This window comes from Gluconobacter sphaericus NBRC 12467 (assembly GCF_006539125.1).
In the GTDB taxonomy this organism is placed as follows: Bacteria; Pseudomonadota; Alphaproteobacteria; order Acetobacterales; family Acetobacteraceae; genus Gluconobacter; species Gluconobacter sphaericus.
In genome coordinates this window covers 1-17926 of the sequence record NZ_BJMK01000037.1, presented here as the reverse complement: position 1 = coordinate 17926, position 17926 = coordinate 1, and the positions used below count along the sequence as shown (strand labels likewise).

The following is a 17926-nucleotide window of genomic DNA, read 5'->3' as shown; positions in this document are numbered from 1 at the left end:
TTGGTGCCGCCCGGGTTTCAAACGCCAATTTCATCGCATCTCAAGTGAGGAGGCTAAATGGATGCAAGAAAACCGGGGAGAACTAACACAGTTTTGACGCGAAAATCTCGTGCCCGGCAATGGCCGATTGCTTAGCAGGCAGCAGTCGCCCTTATGTCGGACGCAAAGTGCACTAGAGCATAATCCGATCAATCTGGTTCATATCCAGAGGCGGTGAAGCACGCAGCAGCCTGGCTATGAGAGACATCGTCGATTGCAGCAGACACCGCGTGCTGAAGAGTGTCGAGGGTTCGCGGTGCCGCCCGTCTGATCCATGCCTTCATTTTGGCGAAGATGTTCTCGATAGGGTTGAAGTCGGGACTGTAAGGCGGGAGGAAGAGCAGGCAGGTACCGACTGCCTCTATAGCCTCGCGCCGCTCTGCGACGTCGGGTCGTGTCTGCTCGCTGGCGTGCGCCGTTTTTTTTGACGATCATGTCGTGACGGTCGAGGTAGTGCCAGATCGTGCTCGGCGCAAAGCGAACCCCATGTTCCGTAGCAAGCTTCTCCGCCAGTTCGACAAGGGAAATGTCAGCCCTGGCTTCAATCGCAGCCAGCAGGAAGGCCGACCACGCTTCAATCCGGTGAGAACGGCGATCGCCACCCTGTTTAAACGCATGGTCACGACCGCTGGCCTGTCACTCAGTGACCCAGCGGATAACGCACGATGAAGACAGACCAAAGCGAACCGCCGCAGCACGACGGGTCGTGCCAGAGGCAACAGCCGTAATCGTGCGGCGGCGAAGGTTAGCAGACAGGGCTCGGGTCATATGGGCCGGCCTCCATACCGGCACATAGTATGAATCAGATTTCGACCAGACGGGGAATCTCAAAATTAGCCCATTAGATCAGATTATGCTCTAGTTGGAACCTCCAAAAGTGGACGTTTGCAGATAGTTTAACTGGCAGACATTGAGTGCGCGTATGGCTATCTCACTAAATTCCTAATGACTGGCATTGATTGAGGCACCAAAGACCTTTCCGGAATTTTCGTTCGAATACCAGGCGGAGTGAGTTGTTGAACGCTGCCAGACGGACTTGATCCGTTTGCTCGCACTTCCACTCTCCAAAAACGGTAGCTGTTTTCTTCTGGGCATCCCGCCAGTCTTTGAAGACGTATGTCTCCTAGACACGCTCCTAGAACTCCATAAAGAACAGACCTGATATTAATTTTGTCTTGCGGGAGAGACAATCCTCTCCACTCCAGGAAACGATTTCGACGTGTCTGACGCGTCTTTTTCAGGTTTTCCTCGGTTCACTCGGGTAAAATTGGAGCGTTCGAAAAACTCTCCAGACTGGGGCGCATAGGCGCACTCTCATAAAAAGCGATACTACCTAGATAGATGAAAAAATATATATTTTCAAGATTGAACAACAGTTTTTTATTATTATCATTAAAAATAATCATATGATGTAATTGATGGAGTTGTGATAATGAAAAAGAAGAATATAGATTTGGTTATATTCGATTGCGATGGAGTTTTGGTTGGTGGAGAATCTCTTTCTACAGAGTTGATGGCAGATGAGGCTCGGAAATATGGGTGGAATATTACAAATAATCAAGCAGATAAGATTTTTTCCGGCGGTGAGCTTAAGAAGATTGGCGAATTAATTGCCGAGAAAAGTGGTTCAAAAGTCCCTGACGATTGGGCCATCATGATGGAGCGTAAAATTGCAGAAATGATGCGTACTAAAGCCGTTACGGTCGATGGTGCCGAAAATATGCTGCAAGACATCATTGCGCTGGATCTTCCCATTCGCGTGGGCTCAAATTCTTCCATATGCGAAATGGATGCAAAGTTTTCAAAAACAGGCCTTGATCAGATTTTTCAAAAAGATCGAATTCATTCTGCTCGCGACCTGAATATTCCTAAACCAAACCCTGATATTTATCTTTACGCTGCTCAAGAAGAAGGTGTCCTTCCCGAAGCCTGCATTGTTCTCGAGGACTCGGATGCAGGCGTGGAAGCTGCTGTGCGGGCAGGCATGACCTGTGTTCTTCTGCGTGATGCAGAAAAACCTGACCCAAAATTTGGCGACGTTATTCGGATTGATCACCTTTCCCAGTTCGCTGGTGTTGTTCAATCCATTGCAAGCAATCTCTAAGCGCAGGTAGGTTAATTATCAATGCGTATTGGAATTGTTGGTTTAGGACGTATGGGGGGAAATATCGCCGTACGCCTCACACGTCATGGTCACAGTGTTGTCGTGCACGACCGTGCAGAAACGGTTACGCACTCTGTCGTAGCGCGCGCCGAAGCAGAACGTGCTATCGGTGTAAACAGTCTTGAGGCACTTGTAAAACAACTTGAAGGTGAGACACATCGCATCGTCTGGGTCATGCTACCTGCGGGAGCTATTACCGAGTCCTGTATCAAAGAACTCGGCAACCTTTTGAGTGACGGCGATATTATTATCGATGGTGGAAATACCTATTATAAAGATGATATCCGCCGTGCTGAGAAACTAGCCATGAAAGGCATATCATACCTCGATGTAGGAACATCCGGAGGCGTATGGGGGCTCGAGCGCGGTTACTGTATGATGTATGGCGGTCCGAAAAATGCTACAGACTATATCGATCCAATTCTTGCCGCTCTTGCTCCCGGGAAAGGCGATATTCCGTTAACACCCCATCGTAACGTCACGGATCTCGATCCTCGTGCTGAACAAGGCTATTTGCATTGCGGGCCAGCTGGATCCGGACACTTTGTGAAGATGATTCATAACGGCATCGAATACGGGATGATGCAGGCTTTCGCTGAAGGCTTTGACATCATGAAGAACAAGAATTCACCTCTTCTGGCGCCAGCCGATCGTTTTGACCTAAACGTCGCCGATATCGCGGAAGTCTGGCGCCGTGGTAGTGTCGTGTCGTCATGGCTTCTGGATCTGACAGCCGAAGCGCTGGCCAAATCAGAAGAACTCACCGAGTTTTCAGGCGAAGTCTCTGACTCAGGAGAGGGCCGATGGACGATCGAAGCTGCGATTGAAGAGGACGTGCCCGTACCGGTTATGACCGCAGCCCTCTTTACCCGTTTCCGTTCACGTTCAGGTAACAGTTTTTCCGAGAAAATCCTGTCCGCTCAGCGTTTTGGCTTTGGCGGCCATGTCGAGCAGAAATAACATCACCTTAAAAGAATCACTCATTGTTTCCTCGAATCCCACAAGAGGGGCCGCCTTTATCATGAGATTTTTTCTCATCAAACCTTGAATTTCTCAACTTTTCTATAAAGCAGTTTTGTCAAAGGCATGCTGCATTTTCTTCGGGCGGGTTGTACCTGGCGGACACGCATCAACGCGACGACAAGTTGAGCCCCGCCTAATCATGGTCTGCCGTTGAGTAGAGCAGGATGTCTGGGATACTGCGTCGCAACCTTGGAGTTGAATGATAACCGGCAGCATCCATGTTCGATGCTACAATCAGGGAGTGCCTTTCGTCTTAGTCCTAAAAGGGGGCAGGGCTCGGATCATAAAACCACAAATGCCGTGGTGGCATTGTAGAAAGGTGTTCCAGCCCGTCTGGGCAGTCCTGAAGGTTTGATAAACTTATAGCTTTTCTTCGCCCAACCGTCAGTCTGGTAATATTACTGTTGAGCATTAGGGCAGGAATAAAACCCGGCCCCAAGGTCGTCGTTGGACCGCGACGGAATTGACTGGCGTGTCCGCTGAAAAATTTTCCGCCGGCAAAGCCGATCGTCAGCATTCCCGCCCTAAGCGCCGTCAGCGCTCCGGAATGTCCAACTTGAATGTTAGGAATTCCAGCGCTTCGATAACGCTCTTCAGGTTCTGCACGTCGATGGAACTCGTGTAGTTGATTGTACCCTGACTTCGGTGTGACGCCTCATGTCCTAGCACTCGGTCAATCCATAACTCCCGAAAGCTCGCATTCTGATTGCGTAGCTTTGTGGAAACTGTGTGCCGAAAGCTGTGGAACGTAATCTCGGCAGGAAGGTCGAGCTTCGTTTTGAGTTTTGAGAACGCCTGGCCAAACGCTGCCCCTCTGACGCCTTCACTTGACGTCGGAAGGTCGGGAAACAGGAAATGCTGCTCCGGTTTCAGAAAGCTCATGATGCCGGACTGGATGAGTTGGGAGTGGATCGGAACCAGTCGTGTTCCTGCAGCAGATTTCGGAGACCATCCGTCTTCTTGATGTGGGCGAATATGGAAGCATGCCACGCCTTGCACGTTCTCAATATCCTGACAGCGAAGATTGCAGATTTCTCCCAGCCTCAGGCCTGTATAAAGGGCGACATTGACCATTCCGGCATAGGTCCTGCGTGAGATTCCACGATGTTCCCATTGTGCTTGTGTCAGCAATGACAGCTCTTCATCAGTCCAACAGCGTCGTTCTGTCTTCTTCGTTGTGTTGAGGGACCATTGCGACCACGGGTTCTTGGCGACAATTTCCCGTTGAACGAGTACGGACCAGAGTGAGGACAGGCGGGAAAAATGGTTCTTTACCGTCTTACCGCTCACGGTTTCAAGTCCTTGCTCTTTCGCTGATTTCACAGCGTCTCGAATGGGCAGGCGGTTCTTGGATTTCCCATGCGTTGCGGGAAGAGCAAGGAGTAAGTCGTGAAAGTCGCCTGCTGTTGTTCCCGTTACCTGATTAACGGGTAGGTCTCCAAAAGCTTCGATAAATAGGTCGAGGGTTGTTTTCGTGCCCTTGATGGTGTCCGCGCTCTTGGTGGCCGTTAGGGTCCAGCGCGTATGGCGATCCTTATGGGACAATTTGGATGGCTTGTCCTGCCAGTCTTCAGAAGTATGCCCTGCTCAGAGGTCGACTTTCTCAACGTTCGTATGATGCTGCTTTGGAGCCGCTACCAATGTCGCGTCCAGGATCTGACCTGACATCAGCAGATAACCGGCGTTCCTCAAAGTAGCGTCAAAGTGATTGAATATACTTTCAATGGCACTCGCCTGTGTCAAACGCTCGCGAAACAGCCAAACCGTTTTGGCATCAGGCACCTGGTTCGACAGCTCCAATCCCAGGAAGCGCATGAAGGAGAGGCGGTTGTTGGTCAGATATTCTATCCGTTCATCGGAGAGATTGTTCGGTGTCTCGATCATCAGCACCGGGACAAAACCGTCACAGGCCCAATCTCATGTTGAGCACATCTTTGCCGATCAGAAGCCACAAGCCGGACTATTCATCCGAACCGTTGGCATCGCCCGAGCCACCATGAGGATCGGGCTCGTCGATATCGTCTACAACATGCGCCGCTTCCTCTTCCTTGAAAGATTAAACACGAGCGCGTAGTCATTTAGCGGGGACAACACCCGATCTGCTCAAAATTCAGATCGAAAGCGATCCAAAAAAACCGTTAATTAAATCGCCAAAGGCCAGAAATTACAGACCAAGCGCATCAATCAGGGGTTCTCCGATCCTTCCACTTGTTTCAGCTTCAGGGCGGTAGCATGGGAGGAGTGTGCCTGATTAAAAGATAGTTTGAAATTTATACATTGTAAAAAAGCTGGAAATCAGCCCCGCATCAACTTCGGCCAACTTTGCAACAGAGCCCCAGAAATTATGACTTCCACCCAAAAAAGGGAAACCACTCCCCCATCGCATCGAGAATGACGCGATTCATTTCTGGAGTCAGCGTCTCTTTCCAATCACCAACAACGCCTTTGCGAAAAAACTCACTGTTACGTCCTTCGCCTGGCGCACGCCCACCCGACAGGGATGAAAACGCAGTCTTCGCGAGGCAGGCATCGACGATGTTCGAGGTGCTCTCAACTCCTAGAAAATCGAACAACCTGGAGACGCTCGCCTTAGGATCCGCGATCAGCGCCTCGTAACTCACGATTGCGCATGCGCTCGGGTATTGCGAGCACAGTGCCAGCATGGCTTTCGTGCCCTGAATCATCGGACCGAGCGAATGCAGAATGAAGTCCATCGGGGAAGCATCGTGCCCTTCATTCCGTGCAGCCTTATAAAAAATATGGAGAGCGGATGTGAGTGCATCACGTGGGTCTCGCACGACACCAACAAATTTGGCATGCGGAAAAAGGCGCTTCAAACGCGGAAATAGAAAGACGTTTTCGGGCGTTTTTTCACCAATGGCGCTATAGTTTCCGCCGCGACATTGTCGATTGAAAGCGCGCAATATTCCTGTCGCCAGAAGGAAGTCCACATCTTCGTCATCAGGAAGCTGATACCCACCAGACTGCCTGAACAAAGTATTGTTCTTCTGACTCAGAGCCTGACGCCATTCCTCCACAATCCGGGTCAACCCCTTTTCGAGGTGGTGCGGAAACAACCCTTCGCCTTTGCAGCATACGTCCGGGTGTGCATCGAACAGTAGCTGGACCCAGGTTGTGCCAGAGCGTGGAGCGCCGCCGATAAAAAAGAGCTGACGTTGCTCGATATCGGCGAGGGCATCCCCACCGGCACGCCAGCTCAATCTTCCGGGATTCGTTTCCGCCATTAACCTGCCCTACCCGTCAATGCGACCGGGAGATGGTCCACACCGACTGCCGCACGTAATCCGCTAATGACGTTCTTCCTGCCGTGATGATTCTGGATCATGGCAAGGCCTGCCTGACGGAGTTGTTCATACTCCGCACGGTTTTCGTGGAGTTGCAAGATCTGACGCGCGATTGCGTTAACATCCGTTGTCGTCTGCAGCGTAAGGAGTTCGATCGGCAACATCATTCCTTCAGCAGCGATATCGCTCATCACACATGGAACGCCATTAGCAAGAGAATCCAGAACCTTACCTTTAACGCCCGCCCCAAAGCGCAATGGTGCAACGCTGAGCACCACACGATTGAAGAGTGTCTTCAGTTCAGAGACATAGCCGGAAATTTCCACGCTTTCACTCGCCAGACGACGCACCGCTTCAGGCATCGCACTGCCAGCCAGGATGCACTTTATGTCCGGCCGCTTGGCCCATACGTGCGGCATGATCTCACGGACAAGCCATTGGGCTGCGTCAACATTTGGCGCATGTCCATAGTGACCGAGGAAAAGCACGCCCTGTCGCTCAATGGGTTGCTTGGCATCAGTGCGCAGATCGATCGACCATGGTACCTGATGAACCACAGCCGTTGGCACGAGACGTCTCAGGATTGCCGCTTCTTCGGAAGAATGCGTGATCACCGCATCGGCCTGCCACGCGGCAGCACATTCCGCCAGACGCAGCTTCCGCGCTTCGGTCAGTAGCTCCGGTCTGCCTTCGAGTGTTGCCTGACGCTCCAGGCGAACATGATGCAGGTCGGCAACGCTGTAGAGCACGCGTGCACTTTGCTGGTGCTGGCGCGTCAGAGCCATATACCGAGATGCATTGTTGACCCGATGAAGATAGACAAGATCGAAGCCTCTCGCCTGTTTGCGAAGAACGTCTTCAACAGACGCATAGAATGGTGCATGCCAGCACGTGATACCTTCCGACAGAAGGCTGGCACGGATGGCCGCGCCATGAGGCGCTTCCATCTCTGAGGCCGCTGCGAAACTGACATCATATCCGAGCGCCTGAAGTCCTCGCATATGCGACAGGATCGCGCATGACCCAGCGTCACGTGTTGTATCGGGTAACTGCTCATCAATAATCAGAGCTCTGCGCACTGGCGTCTCAGGCCCGTCATGAGTGTCGACAAGCATTCCCCCGGAGCGACGGATCAGCCGACGCCGCCGATCCTGCGCCTCACGCCCTGATGCTTCATTCGCCTGGTGCTGCCGCAAACGCTCAGCCTGAGACAGAAGGAACGACAGTACTCTCTCGCGATCGTGACCAACTGCAAGTCCATCGACTGCCCGGGTCACGCTTTCGGCCAGATCAGCGTCAAAGCTGTCGGCCGCCTCGATCACAATCGGAGATCCCATTAGCTCCGCGCCATCATGCGCACGACAAACCTGAATAATGTGCCGGGACATTGGTGACAGGCCGCCGGGCAGCAGAATATCAAAGCCGAACCGTCCTCCCTCATAACCCGCCGCTGCGAGATCCGCACGATACGTATTGGCAAGTGTTTGGGCGATACACTGTCCATTATCAAAGATCTGCACCGTTACCGGCTCTGATCCATGTGTGGAATCATAGGCCCACCCGGCAATCCTTTGACGACTTGTATGATCCAGGAAGCCCTGCCCATGATCCGCTACCGGTCCATTGGGACGGACCAGCACGGTCGGCGACAGAGAGGGGTCAGCTTCGATTACCCAGGGAGAACCTTTGAGATCCTGCCCATCTTCTGCCCGTACGACGCGGATTATGTGGCGACTGTTCGGTGAAAGGCCACCCGGCACAATAAATTCGAATGCGTTGTGTCCGTTACCGATACCGGCCCCAGCAAGATCAGTGCGATAAATATCTGAGAAAATCTCTGCAAGGACATGCTCGCCGTCTAGAACGCGCAGTTTCACAGGCGCTTCGGGGGTCGTTTCATGGAATGCCCACCCTGCGATGCGGCCGCTTTCAACGACATCGACAAAGCCGCTCAAAGGCCCAGCGTTAACAGGATGCTCTCCACCGGTCGCACGCAGGACCAGTGCGCGATTGATGGCTGCGAGTTCCTCGCCGTCCTCGACACGCGGCGCACAATATCGAGCTTCCGTCCGCACCGCATCGGGATAAAGCGCACGATATTCAACGGCGTTATGAAACATGCCGCGACTACCGTCATCGACGAAAGTCTCCGACGCAGCACCCTCAGCGAGAATAACATCATGTGTATCAAGTTCTAGGTGAAAGTAGTCCACCCGGTCTACGTTTTCCATCCTCAGGATAGAAACACCGTTCACAAGTGCCTCGGCGGGAATAAGAACGCCGTCCAGATACATTGCATGCAGCGGCGAGACCATTAGATCGCGGGCAGGAACGGCATCGCCCAATGAGCCGGCCCTGAACATGACAGGGAGCACGGCAGGGTTTGTCGCCGCAAACTGTCCGGCATAACTGCGTCGTCCAATCCATCGGATCGGGCGCATGGCTCCCGAGATGGTCAGAAGCCGATCACCAATCGTCAGATTCTCGACAGCGACGTCACCACGTTCCGTCGCGATGCGCGTGCCTCGGCAATAGCACGGCGTTCCCTCGGCCGTAATCAGCGTGTCGCCGTGCCCGTCATTGGAGAGAGCAAAATATTCGCCTGTGTAGTCACCAGTCAAGCTCAGCGTTGTCGTGGTTCCATCCGCCGTTACCGTAAGGACTGAGTTGGCATACGAGACCGAAGTCTCATCACTGGAATATCCCACGTTCAGAAGATCGATTTGACCGCCCTGCTCAAACACAATCCCGGAAGCAACGTCGTTGCCGACGTCAGTGAGAGTTAACAAAGCACCTGATTTTATGGCCGTTCCGGAGGTAATGCCGTCAAAGGAAACAAGTTCATGTCCCCCGGAACTGATCACAGTACCGTCTGCGGTGCCACCCGACTGGACCTGCTCTTCCCCGCCGGAACCGATCACCGTGTTGTCTGTCGTGCCACCGGAATAGACTTGCAGAACGTCGCCAGTGGCAACTGCGAAACTCGACAATGAGCTGCTTCCAATTGCCGAAACCAGCGCACCGCCGGACTCTACAAGCATGGAAGCGGAGATGACTGTTGCCCCAACACTCGACGTGTAAGTTGCAGAGCCGCCAGGCGTTATAACGAGCGTTCCGCCGCTCTCAACGACGCCTGAGATAAGCTCTCCGCCAATGAGAACTAAGTCACCACCAGAACTTATAATCGTGCCGGACGCCGCACCAATGGCGCTAATAAATGCCTGACCACCGGAACTGATTATTGTGTCGGCTGCACCACCATCGGAAACATATTCCCGCCCACCAGAACTAACGATCGTGCCATACGTAATACCACCATCAAGCAGATCCTCAATGCCACCCGCACTGACAATTGTGTCAGACGCAACAGCATTATCGAAAAGATACTCAGTGCCGCCTGAGCTGATAATCGTATCAGACACAGTGCCCGCAACATAGAGGCCGCCACCAGAATTGACCGTCGTGCCCGACGCGCTCCCCCCACCCGAAACATACTCCGTGGCACTGGCATAAATCGTAGTGTCAATTGCGTATCCACCAGAAGAGATACTTTCTGTCCCACCTGCGCTGACTATTGTGTCAGACGTAATGCCGCCAGAAGAAACTGTTTCAGTGCCACCCGAACTGACGATCGTGCCGGATGCTTTGCCTTCAGTTAAAACAACTTCCGCACCGCCTGAACTGACAATCGTGCGAGACGTAAAACCACTTGAAACACGTTCCACGCCCCCCGAATTGACGACCGTGCCAAACGCATAGCCGTGAGTTAAAACAAGCTCCTCCGCACCAGAGCTGACTGTTGTGCCAGACGCAAAACCACCGTGGGATACATATTGAACGCCGCCTGAACTGACGACTGTGTCAGACGCATGACCACCATAAGACACAACCTCCGAGGCGCCTGAGCTTACGACTGTGTCAGACGCAACACCACCATAAGACACAACCTCCGAGGCGCCTGAACTTACGATTGTGCCAGACGCAACACCACCATAAGACACATATTCAATGCCGCCGGAACTTATCACAGCGCCAGACGCAGTGCCGCCAGATAAAGCAAGCTTCCCGCCGGAACCGATCACAGCGCCATCTACCGTGCCCCCGGAATAGACCTGCAGAACCTCTCCAGAGGGAACTGCGAAATCGGACAAGAGGGTGCTGTCCAGCGTTGAGACCAGAACCCCAGACGACCTCACAATGATGTCGGCGGAAATAACGACCGCGCCGACATCGGAGGTGTAGGACACGCTCCCCCCGGGGGTCACAATGAGCGTGCCCCCATTGTCGATCGTTGCCGATGAAACATTGCCACCATAATCAATTAATGTGCCACCGGACATAACGACCGTCCCGGTGGCAATTCCGGCGGATACCTCTTCAACACCTCCGGAACTGATGACCGTTCCGCTGGTTGTTCCCATTAGATCTACAAGCTGCTTGCCACCATCCGTGATGATCGTGGCAGATGCTATGGAAGCCCAGCATACCTCTTCAACACCTCCGGAACTGATGATCGTCCCGATGGTCGTGCCACCGCCAGAGGATACGTATTCGAAACCGCCCGAACTCACGGTAATGTCGATCGTGGTGCCTCCCGGCTCGATCATAAGTTCATCGCCGGCACTGAGGATCAACCCACTAGATGTTATTCCGGCTGAAACATTATATGTGGTCATGGCGCTGATTTTCCGAAAGTGTGCTGTGAGAAGGCAGTGCTGCATTGGCAACGAAGGCAGGGATAGTCTTCACGGCGCTTATCACCTGTTGAGCGGTGATAAGGCGCGTGCATTCAAACTGGCGCGGCGTGCCCGCATGCCGTGGACATTGCAGGAAGTCATGATGATCAAAGCGGAGCGCGGGGTCGTTCCAGCAGGAATTGCACGCATACCAGTTGATGATCCGAAACGGTGTCTGGAACTCGTTCGTAGGGTGCGTGAAGCCAGAAATAAGGACTACTGGAGTGCGTGCCGCCCAAGCAAGCCAAGACAGACCGCTCGATAGGCCTACGAAGAACGCGGCATGATGCAACCAACGCGCTCGCTCGCTCAGCGGCTGGTTTCCGGTTTCGTCCTCCGCACCATGGGGAATATGATTCCAGACAATCCCGCTCCCATGGATCGGCTTCTGATCGATGCAGATCACGCGGTAGCCAGCGTTTTTTAGAAAGCGGGTAAGGTCGCTCCAGCCACCTGGATTATTCCAGTATTTGCATTGAGCGCTGCTCTGGACGGCGATGCAGACATAAGGCTCGGGGATCGGGCGACTGCTGTCGGGCAGAACCAGTTGTGCCGCTTCCTCGGCAGGGTTAACCCCGAGAATATATCCGGCCGTCCGATGAAGCCCGACGAAGCGAAAGTCGGTTGGCTGCTGGTTATTGTCCTTATCGTCGAAGAACAGCCCTAGGCAGTAAGTCGCGTAGGCTCGCTCGATGAGTTTATGCTCTTCAGCTTCTTCCGGCGTCACTAGGTTTAATTGTGGGTAGGCGTCGCGTAATAGGGGAATAATCAATCCAGAAAGCACGCACGTCACGTGGGCACCATGGCGTTCGGAAAAACGTGCGGCGTAGGGAAACCATGCTAGGGTGTCACCCAGAGTTCCAATCGGGAACTGTATAACAACCTGCTGAGCGCGCGCATCGTAACTATGCGAGAAAACAGGGTATTCAACACCCTTTTCGTCAATTTCACTAATCTCGATCGCAAAGCGCACGTAATAGCGTTTCGATGACCTGACAAATGCCCCTGCGTTTTCGCTCGCAAAAATGACATTACCTGTGTCGAGGTCCTGTAACCGGATCCGCCATTTCCCATCGGCACGGAGAGGCAAAGACACGCGTGCGCCCTGGTTAAAGTCAAAGCGAATGCCGAAGGCGGCCTCCAAGACGGGTAGGGCACTCGGTGAGATAAATGGCGCTTTGCCCACCGTAACAGTCGATGTGTCTGGTGATGATCCCGGCCGTTCTGTCACCCCGACTTCATTATTAGGTAGAAGTTCGAGCATTATGGCAATTGCTCAATGGACGTGCCACTTCTACGTGGACACGAAACAATCAAGCTTGCATCGCATATGCTGCTTACAGACACGGCCCTAAATCCAATACGAACTTGAAAATTTCGGAAAGCATAATAGTACTTAATTATAAATTATATTTTATAACATCGTAATAACAATTACACCTTAGAATTCTGCAACCAATTTGCAACATTAACAGAAAAGATAATAAGTTACGGACACGTTCGTGGATTGAAGCGTTGGCTGCAAGGGCCCATTGTCGATCTCCCCAAAAAAGTTACAAAGACCGACAAGAATAGATCGTCAGTTGACGCAGAGATGGAGGGTTCTTCGAACCATCCAGATGCCGCCGCAAATAATGGCGCGCGCTTGAGAGAGGGGCTTCTGGATAAAACCAACACGGTCTATCGCTCAAAAGCCAACGAAGAATTCATGGAAAAGCAGGGCTTTGTCTCAAAGGTTCACAGGAAAAAGCCTCATCTTAAACCTATGCCCCTGCATATCCAGAGATCCAACGCAGGAAAGTCGGTGATCCGATCCCGCGTTGAGCACGTCTTTGCCGATCAGAAGTCACAGACAGGACTGTTCATTCGGGCCGTCGGCATCACACGGGCCGCCGTGAGGATCGGGATCGCCAATATCGTCTATAATATGCGCTGCTTCCTCTTCTTGGAACAGATCAGCATTACAGCATAGCAATCCAGAGAAGGAGGCCTTCTCTCTACTCAAAACGCAGAGCGAAAGCGATCCAAAGAGCCGTCAATCAAATCGCCAAAAGCCCAAAAACAGAACCAAGACACATCAAACAACGGTTCTTCGATCCCTCCACGTTATACAAAATGGCCGTTATGCTTTTCTTTTCCATACTCGACGGATACCGTCTTTGGTGAGCGGATTCATGATCCAGTCAGGAAATTGAGCATGAAGTGCAGTAGTAACTTTTTCTACTGAATCATCTTCAGATAAGCTACTTTTTTTAGCTTCGTGAGTTTTTGTTATCAGTGCCATCATAAACGCTTCTTCGTCGCTAATTAGCTTTTCACCTGGTCCTGGAGGACTGTGATCAGGAATGACCAGCTTAGGTTTCAGTGGCGCAAAAATTTGGAGTGTGTGAAGCCACTCTTCAGGTCCAATATTGCCACCAAGAAATGTTGGTGTGGCAAGATTCTGGACGACATCTCCCGTTACAAGAGCGCGATCTTCTGGAACGTACACCAATGTGTCGCCATAAGTATGTGCAGGGCCAGCCCAAAAAATACGTGCATGCACGTCGCCTAGATCCAGTGTTTTTTCATTCTTAAAGAGCTCAGGTTTTCCGTAATCTGCTTTACTCAGCGCTTCTGCATTATGAATGCGAAATCTTTCGAGCATACGTCCTTTGTCAGCATTCAGCTCATTCTCTTGAATGCTTGGGCGCAGTAGTTTTGTGCCAGAAGGGAAGCCGCCAAAGCCTGCGGCGTGTTCGGGATGAAAATGTGTTGTGGTGAGATAAAGCGGTTTACCAGGTGCGAGGCGCTCGACTTCTTCTGCAATGACGTGCGCCGCTGGATTTCCCAGTCCAGTATCGACAACGAGCACAGCTTTTTTACCAACAATGATGGGAATATTAGGATAGCCTGGGATCATCCAGATATGTGCGCTGAGTTTTTCAGTTTTGCTGGCGTCAAGCAGGGGTACAGTTTTCCCTGCTGGAACCTCAGGAATAGTTGGAGCTTTAAGAAGAGGTAATAATACTCCTGAAGCAGAGCTGCTATTAAATGATACTGACATTGCAAGACATAAAAAACAAAAATGCTTCCATCGTAAGTGTGTTTTTGCCATTGGAATATTCCGCTTGTGATTAATGTTCTCATAATTATTAAAACATTACTGTTCAAAATTTCATAGAGAGAATATATCTCTCTTTATAGGGCTTGGTATCGATAAGATAATTTCTGAATCTGATACCGTAATAAACAATGATTTATGTGTTAATTTACAGAGATAATGATATATGCATTGTAATTTATATGTATATTAATAAATAAAACTGGATAAATATTACAATAATCTATAGTATAATAGAAAAATATTGTCTTCATTAATTATGAGACTTAATTCCGTCATGAAATTGAGTGTTCGTTTTTACCTATCTGCGGCCGAAATTCCGCTTCCCCCCCCCCAGAGGGAGCAGATTGCAAAAAGGACAAGGGGGTCAACGGGGGATATAATCCCCCTTGCCAGCTGCTCGATGTACCCCTTTGGGTAGCCATTGAGCACTGCTGGCTCCCGCCTAACTCCAGCCTTTTTTGAAGATATCGTCGGGATAGGAAATCGCCTCGACGGTCTGTTTGAGGTTGGCCGTTGTGATGCCGCTGAGATAGGTTGAAGTCCCTTGGCTTTTATGTGTTGCCTCGTGGCCCAAAAGTCTATCAATCCAGATTTCCCGAATATCGGCTGAAGCGTTCCGCAGTTGCGTCGAGACGCTATGCAGGAACGAATGGAACGTAATCTCAGCAGGAAGTCCGAGGCGGGTTGTCGTGGTCGAGAACGACCGCCCAAATATCGTACCCCGAACGCCATCCTTCGACGTGTTGAGGCCGGGAATAAGATAGGGGCCGTCCGTGGTGTCTTTCAGGGTGAGAAGTCCTGCCTCAATGAGTTTGGAGTGCACAAGAAGAATTCGTGTTCCAGCGGCTGTTTTGGGGGACCATCCATTGTCTGTATGAGGCTGGATGACAAAGCAGGGAATACCGTCAATCGTTTTCAGGTCTTCTGTTCTCAGATGACAGATTTCCTCCAGCCTCAGACCTGAATAAGCCCCTAGCATCGTGATGATGCGGAATGTGCTTTCAGAGACAGAACTGCGAGGCCAGTCTCCTGTCATGAGGGTTTGTAATCCCTGAGTACTCCAGCCCCTACGAATGGAATGGTCTTGGAACCATTCTCAAAGCTCCATCCAATCCATGGGTTTTTCTTGGCCAGTTCTCGTTGCAGTAACTGGTTCCACAAAGCTGAGAGCCGCATCATGTGGTTCTTTACGCTCCTGCCCTTCAGCCACGGCTCGAGAAGTCTCCTCAAGCAGTTCGGTGGTTCTCGTGTGCAGCAAAGAAGCCCGTTTGCGGGCTTCGTTTTGATAGCTGGTTCTTAAAGAAACCCAGATTTCCCGCTGATTCAGCACAGAGCGTAGGGCAGGGGGTACGATTCGGCGGAAGTGATAAGTGGTGCCGCGAATACGGAGCATGAGACGTCCTTCGGTGGGGAAGGACGTTGGAGCAAAGAGTGTCTTTGCCCCATTCAGGCCGAAAAACCGTTCATTTCCGGGAAGTCTGTGGTGCGAGCTGCGGGACTCGAACCCAATGTTGCGGGACGCGTCCCGCAGCCAAACCCTTGAAAATACGTCGAAAACGCCGACGCCAGTCTTTCCGCGCCTTAACAACAGCCCTGATTCTGGCAGACATTCTGGTAACGTCAAGCCTCTCTTGAGAGCTCTCATTGTAGGCAGTCGCACGATGTGTGGAGACTGGACTCAATCGTTACAAAAGGCTTCAAGAATATCTGAGACTGTACGGTTAACGTGGTGGTCTCACATGACCCGCGTGCCCTGAAATTCCAGTTCTATTGGGACTAGAATAGAAAGCTGGCAGCGAACGAAATTATGAATGAACGATGGGACATATCATGAAAATTTCAGCTTTCGCACTTTCGAGCTTTCTTTTTGCCATAGCGCCTTTTTTGTCTGGAGGTGCGGCTTTGGCAGATGACATCCATATGGCCCAGACCCGTTTTGGTTTAGCAGATGGTTCCGACAATGTTCTCAAGGTGAATGGTCATCTCACTACTCCTGAAATCGACGGCAATAGTGGAATGTTTGTCGAAAAAATTACCTAGACAGCGGATGCGGATTATCTGCTTCTGACTGACGTCGGAGGAACAGGCTGTCCGGCCCTGTTTTCCATCGTGAAGGTAACCGGAACCTCTGCAACTCCGATGGCCTGGTTCGGGAATTGTGATGATGAGCCGCAGCGCGCTATCGTTCCGGGTCAAAGTGTGACGCTGACTTTTCCAGCCTTTCGTCCACTTCGCTTTAAGGGTACCCCCGCAGCAACGTATGTCTATGACATTCCCACGGGTGTTTTGAAGAAGGACGGTAAAGCCGTTCCAACAGCCTGCAAAGGTAAATGCGAGTAAGATTTACCTTAATAATTTTTGAATAATTATTTGCCTGTCTGGTGTGATGTTTCCGGGCAGGCACTCCATGGGGAAAAATTTATTTTAAGAAATTTGATAGTTCCTCTAATTTTCTTCTGTCGTTTTCTGAAATTCGGTTTCTGAATTGCTATCCTGTTTTTGGGAGTTCTGCTGTCCTGAGCCAGCAGTGTCGAATGGCTACCCATTCAACAGCTGGCAAGGGGGAGTACCTCCCCCGTTGACCCCCACAGACGAAAACAGGATGCCCCGTTATGCCTATTGCCCCATCTCCATCCCATCATCGGTCTTCTCGCCTCTCTCTTCGGGCCTCGCCCGTAGAGCTTGAACGATGGAACAAGGCCGCTCATGCCCTTGGGCATGTCAGCACAGCCCAATGGGTTCGGAGCTTGCTGCACGATGCAGAAATTTCTCATCGCTCAGGCGGCGACATTGGTTCCGAGATCCGTAGCCTGCAAAGCGAATTGTCCCGAATTGGCAATAACCTGAACCAACTCGCTCATATGGCCCATCTTGGGGATGCCGTGGCTTGTGCTGACACACTTCAGCACATCGACCGCCTCAAAAATCGCACGGACAGTTTGCTGAAAACTCTGCGTCCGGCACGTATCCGGCGGGTTAAGATTTTATCGCACTCTGTTCCCGTGCACTTGGTGCACTGAACCGGCGATCAGGTCTTCGCAAGGTGCGATACGATGATTGTGCAGGAAACCAGAATTAAGAGCAGCAGCGGGCATCAGGCGGTTTCACGTCATGTTCTCTCGGGAGCCAAGAACGAAGCCATCCGGCTCATCTCGGGCAGTGACTATCTGCTCAAGGATTGGATGAAAGAAGCGAGGCGTGAGGGTGTTCGATACGGCCTGCGTCATATCGCCTTTAATCCTTCCGGAGTGATGACGGACCAGCAGCTCTCTGACTTTGCAGGAGACATCTGCCGAGAACTGGGAGCTGATTCCAACCGAACAACCTTCGTGATTCATCAGAAAGACGGGAAAACTCACGGCCATCTCTTGTTGCCTGAGTGGCAAGAGGACCATGTTCTCAGCAGTAAATTCACATGGCAGCGTCTGGAGAAGATCGCCCGTCTGGAAGAGCTGAGATTGGGTCATACTCTCGTTCCTGGGCGGCATGACCGGGCTATAGCAAACGCTCTGAGAGAGGCGGGAAACTCCGAGGCCGCAGACAAGGTTGCGGC

At 51.7% G+C, this 17926-nt stretch carries 13 protein-coding genes and 4 pseudogenes; 8 read left to right on the top strand and 9 right to left on the bottom strand.

Translation table 11 applies throughout. The features are described from left to right. Nucleotides 1-280: 280 nt before the first annotated feature. Nucleotides 281-413, bottom strand: a pseudogene (locus GSP01_RS15540) (transposase); the annotation flags it as partial. Nucleotides 414-525: 112 nt separating this feature from the next. On the opposite strand from GSP01_RS15540, the gene GSP01_RS12875 reads away from it, so the two are divergent. From GSP01_RS12875 to gnd, 3 genes are all read left to right on the top strand, one after another. After that, nucleotides 526-708, top strand: coding sequence for a hypothetical protein (locus GSP01_RS12875; protein WP_141354128.1), 183 nt, complete (start codon nt 526-528; stop codon nt 706-708). Between the two features lie 763 nt (nt 709-1471). Beyond that, entirely contained in the window at nt 1472-2143 is a 672-nt protein-coding gene (locus tag GSP01_RS12870) for an HAD family hydrolase (protein WP_228123992.1), read from the top strand. A gap of 21 nt (nt 2144-2164) precedes the next feature. Next, nucleotides 2165-3163: a phosphogluconate dehydrogenase (NAD(+)-dependent, decarboxylating) gene (gene gnd / locus GSP01_RS12865; RefSeq protein WP_141354126.1), complete on the top strand. Its 999-nt coding sequence runs from the start codon at nt 2165-2167 to the stop codon at nt 3161-3163. A gap of 597 nt (nt 3164-3760) precedes the next feature. Here gnd and GSP01_RS15295 read toward each other — a convergent pair. Together GSP01_RS15295 and GSP01_RS14805 are read right to left on the bottom strand one after the other, a co-directional pair. After that, nucleotides 3761-4300, bottom strand: coding sequence for a tyrosine-type recombinase/integrase (locus GSP01_RS15295; RefSeq protein ID WP_228123995.1), 540 nt, complete (start codon nt 4298-4300; stop codon nt 3761-3763). Between the two features lie 363 nt (nt 4301-4663). Further along, nucleotides 4664-5116, bottom strand: a pseudogene (locus tag GSP01_RS14805) (transposase); the annotation flags it as partial. Nucleotides 5117-5138: 22 nt separating this feature from the next. On the opposite strand from GSP01_RS14805, the pseudogene GSP01_RS12855 reads away from it, so the two are divergent. Further along, nucleotides 5139-5300 (top strand): annotated as a pseudogene (locus tag GSP01_RS12855) (IS5/IS1182 family transposase); the annotation flags it as partial. Between the two features lie 268 nt (nt 5301-5568). Here the strand turns inward: GSP01_RS12855 and GSP01_RS12850 are convergent. From GSP01_RS12850 to GSP01_RS12840, 3 genes are read right to left on the bottom strand one after another with little or no spacing between them, the layout of a single operon-like run. Then, on the bottom strand, nt 5569-6471 hold the full coding sequence (locus GSP01_RS12850) for a sulfotransferase family protein (RefSeq protein ID WP_141354124.1): 903 nt from the start codon (nt 6469-6471) through the stop codon (nt 5569-5571). Continuing rightward, nucleotides 6471-11207 (bottom strand): Hint domain-containing protein, encoded by a 4737-nt coding sequence (locus GSP01_RS12845; protein ID WP_167495552.1) that lies wholly within the window; start codon nt 11205-11207, stop codon nt 6471-6473. The genes GSP01_RS12850 and GSP01_RS12845 overlap by 1 nt, the downstream gene beginning before the upstream one ends. Next, nucleotides 11194-12531, bottom strand: a complete 1338-nt coding sequence (locus GSP01_RS12840; protein ID WP_141354120.1) for an autotransporter strand-loop-strand O-heptosyltransferase — start codon at nt 12529-12531, stop codon at nt 11194-11196. Before GSP01_RS12840 ends, GSP01_RS12845 begins: the two co-directional genes overlap by 14 nt. Nucleotides 12532-12885: 354 nt before the next feature. Here GSP01_RS12840 and GSP01_RS12835 point away from each other — a divergent pair. Continuing rightward, a pseudogene (locus GSP01_RS12835) lies at nt 12886-13239 on the top strand (IS5/IS1182 family transposase); the annotation flags it as partial. Between the two features lie 150 nt (nt 13240-13389). Here GSP01_RS12835 and GSP01_RS12830 read toward each other — a convergent pair. The 3 genes from GSP01_RS12830 to GSP01_RS15285 all read right to left on the bottom strand — a co-directional run bounded on the left by GSP01_RS12830 (nt 13390) and on the right by GSP01_RS15285 (nt 15766). Continuing rightward, on the bottom strand, nt 13390-14364 hold the full coding sequence (locus GSP01_RS12830; RefSeq protein ID WP_141354118.1) for an MBL fold metallo-hydrolase: 975 nt from the start codon (nt 14362-14364) through the stop codon (nt 13390-13392). Nucleotides 14365-14815: 451 nt separating this feature from the next. Beyond that, nucleotides 14816-15409, bottom strand: a complete 594-nt coding sequence (locus tag GSP01_RS15290; RefSeq protein WP_228123994.1) for a tyrosine-type recombinase/integrase — start codon at nt 15407-15409, stop codon at nt 14816-14818. A 60-nt stretch (nt 15410-15469) separates the two neighbouring features. Then, entirely contained in the window at nt 15470-15766 is a 297-nt protein-coding gene (locus tag GSP01_RS15285; protein WP_167495551.1) for a DUF6538 domain-containing protein, read from the bottom strand. 437 nt (nt 15767-16203) lie between these two features. On the opposite strand from GSP01_RS15285, the gene GSP01_RS12820 reads away from it, so the two are divergent. From GSP01_RS12820 to GSP01_RS14950, 3 genes are all read left to right on the top strand, one after another. Then, a complete protein-coding gene (locus GSP01_RS12820) occupies nt 16204-16413 on the top strand; it encodes a hypothetical protein (RefSeq protein ID WP_141354116.1) in 210 nt (69 codons plus the stop codon). 572 nt (nt 16414-16985) lie between these two features. Further along, nucleotides 16986-17393, top strand: coding sequence for a plasmid mobilization protein (locus GSP01_RS12815; protein WP_141354114.1), 408 nt, complete (start codon nt 16986-16988; stop codon nt 17391-17393). 33 nt (nt 17394-17426) lie between these two features. Then, nucleotides 17427-17926: relaxase/mobilization nuclease domain-containing protein (locus GSP01_RS14950; RefSeq protein ID WP_218023666.1), on the top strand; the 500-nt coding region annotated here is incomplete at its 3' end.

Coding starts and splice junctions, on each gene's coding strand:
- GSP01_RS12845 (WP_167495552.1), bottom strand. CDS start 11,207: ATGACCACATATAATGTTTCAGCCGGAATAACATCTAGTGGGTTGATC.
- gnd (WP_141354126.1), top strand. CDS start 2,165: ATGCGTATTGGAATTGTTGGTTTAGGACGTATGGGGGGAAATATCGCC.
- GSP01_RS15295 (WP_228123995.1), bottom strand. CDS start 4,300: ATGGTCAATGTCGCCCTTTATACAGGCCTGAGGCTGGGAGAAATCTGC.
- GSP01_RS12850 (WP_141354124.1), bottom strand. CDS start 6,471: ATGGCGGAAACGAATCCCGGAAGATTGAGCTGGCGTGCCGGTGGGGAT.
- GSP01_RS12840 (WP_141354120.1), bottom strand. CDS start 12,531: ATGCTCGAACTTCTACCTAATAATGAAGTCGGGGTGACAGAACGGCCG.
- GSP01_RS12820 (WP_141354116.1), top strand. CDS start 16,204: ATGAAAATTTCAGCTTTCGCACTTTCGAGCTTTCTTTTTGCCATAGCG.
- GSP01_RS12815 (WP_141354114.1), top strand. CDS start 16,986: ATGCCTATTGCCCCATCTCCATCCCATCATCGGTCTTCTCGCCTCTCT.
- GSP01_RS12830 (WP_141354118.1), bottom strand. CDS start 14,364: ATGGCAAAAACACACTTACGATGGAAGCATTTTTGTTTTTTATGTCTT.
- GSP01_RS15285 (WP_167495551.1), bottom strand. CDS start 15,766: ATGCTCCGTATTCGCGGCACCACTTATCACTTCCGCCGAATCGTACCC.
- GSP01_RS15290 (WP_228123994.1), bottom strand. CDS start 15,409: ATGACAGGAGACTGGCCTCGCAGTTCTGTCTCTGAAAGCACATTCCGC.
- GSP01_RS12870 (WP_228123992.1), top strand. CDS start 1,472: ATGAAAAAGAAGAATATAGATTTGGTTATATTCGATTGCGATGGAGTT.
- GSP01_RS12875 (WP_141354128.1), top strand. CDS start 526: ATGTTCCGTAGCAAGCTTCTCCGCCAGTTCGACAAGGGAAATGTCAGC.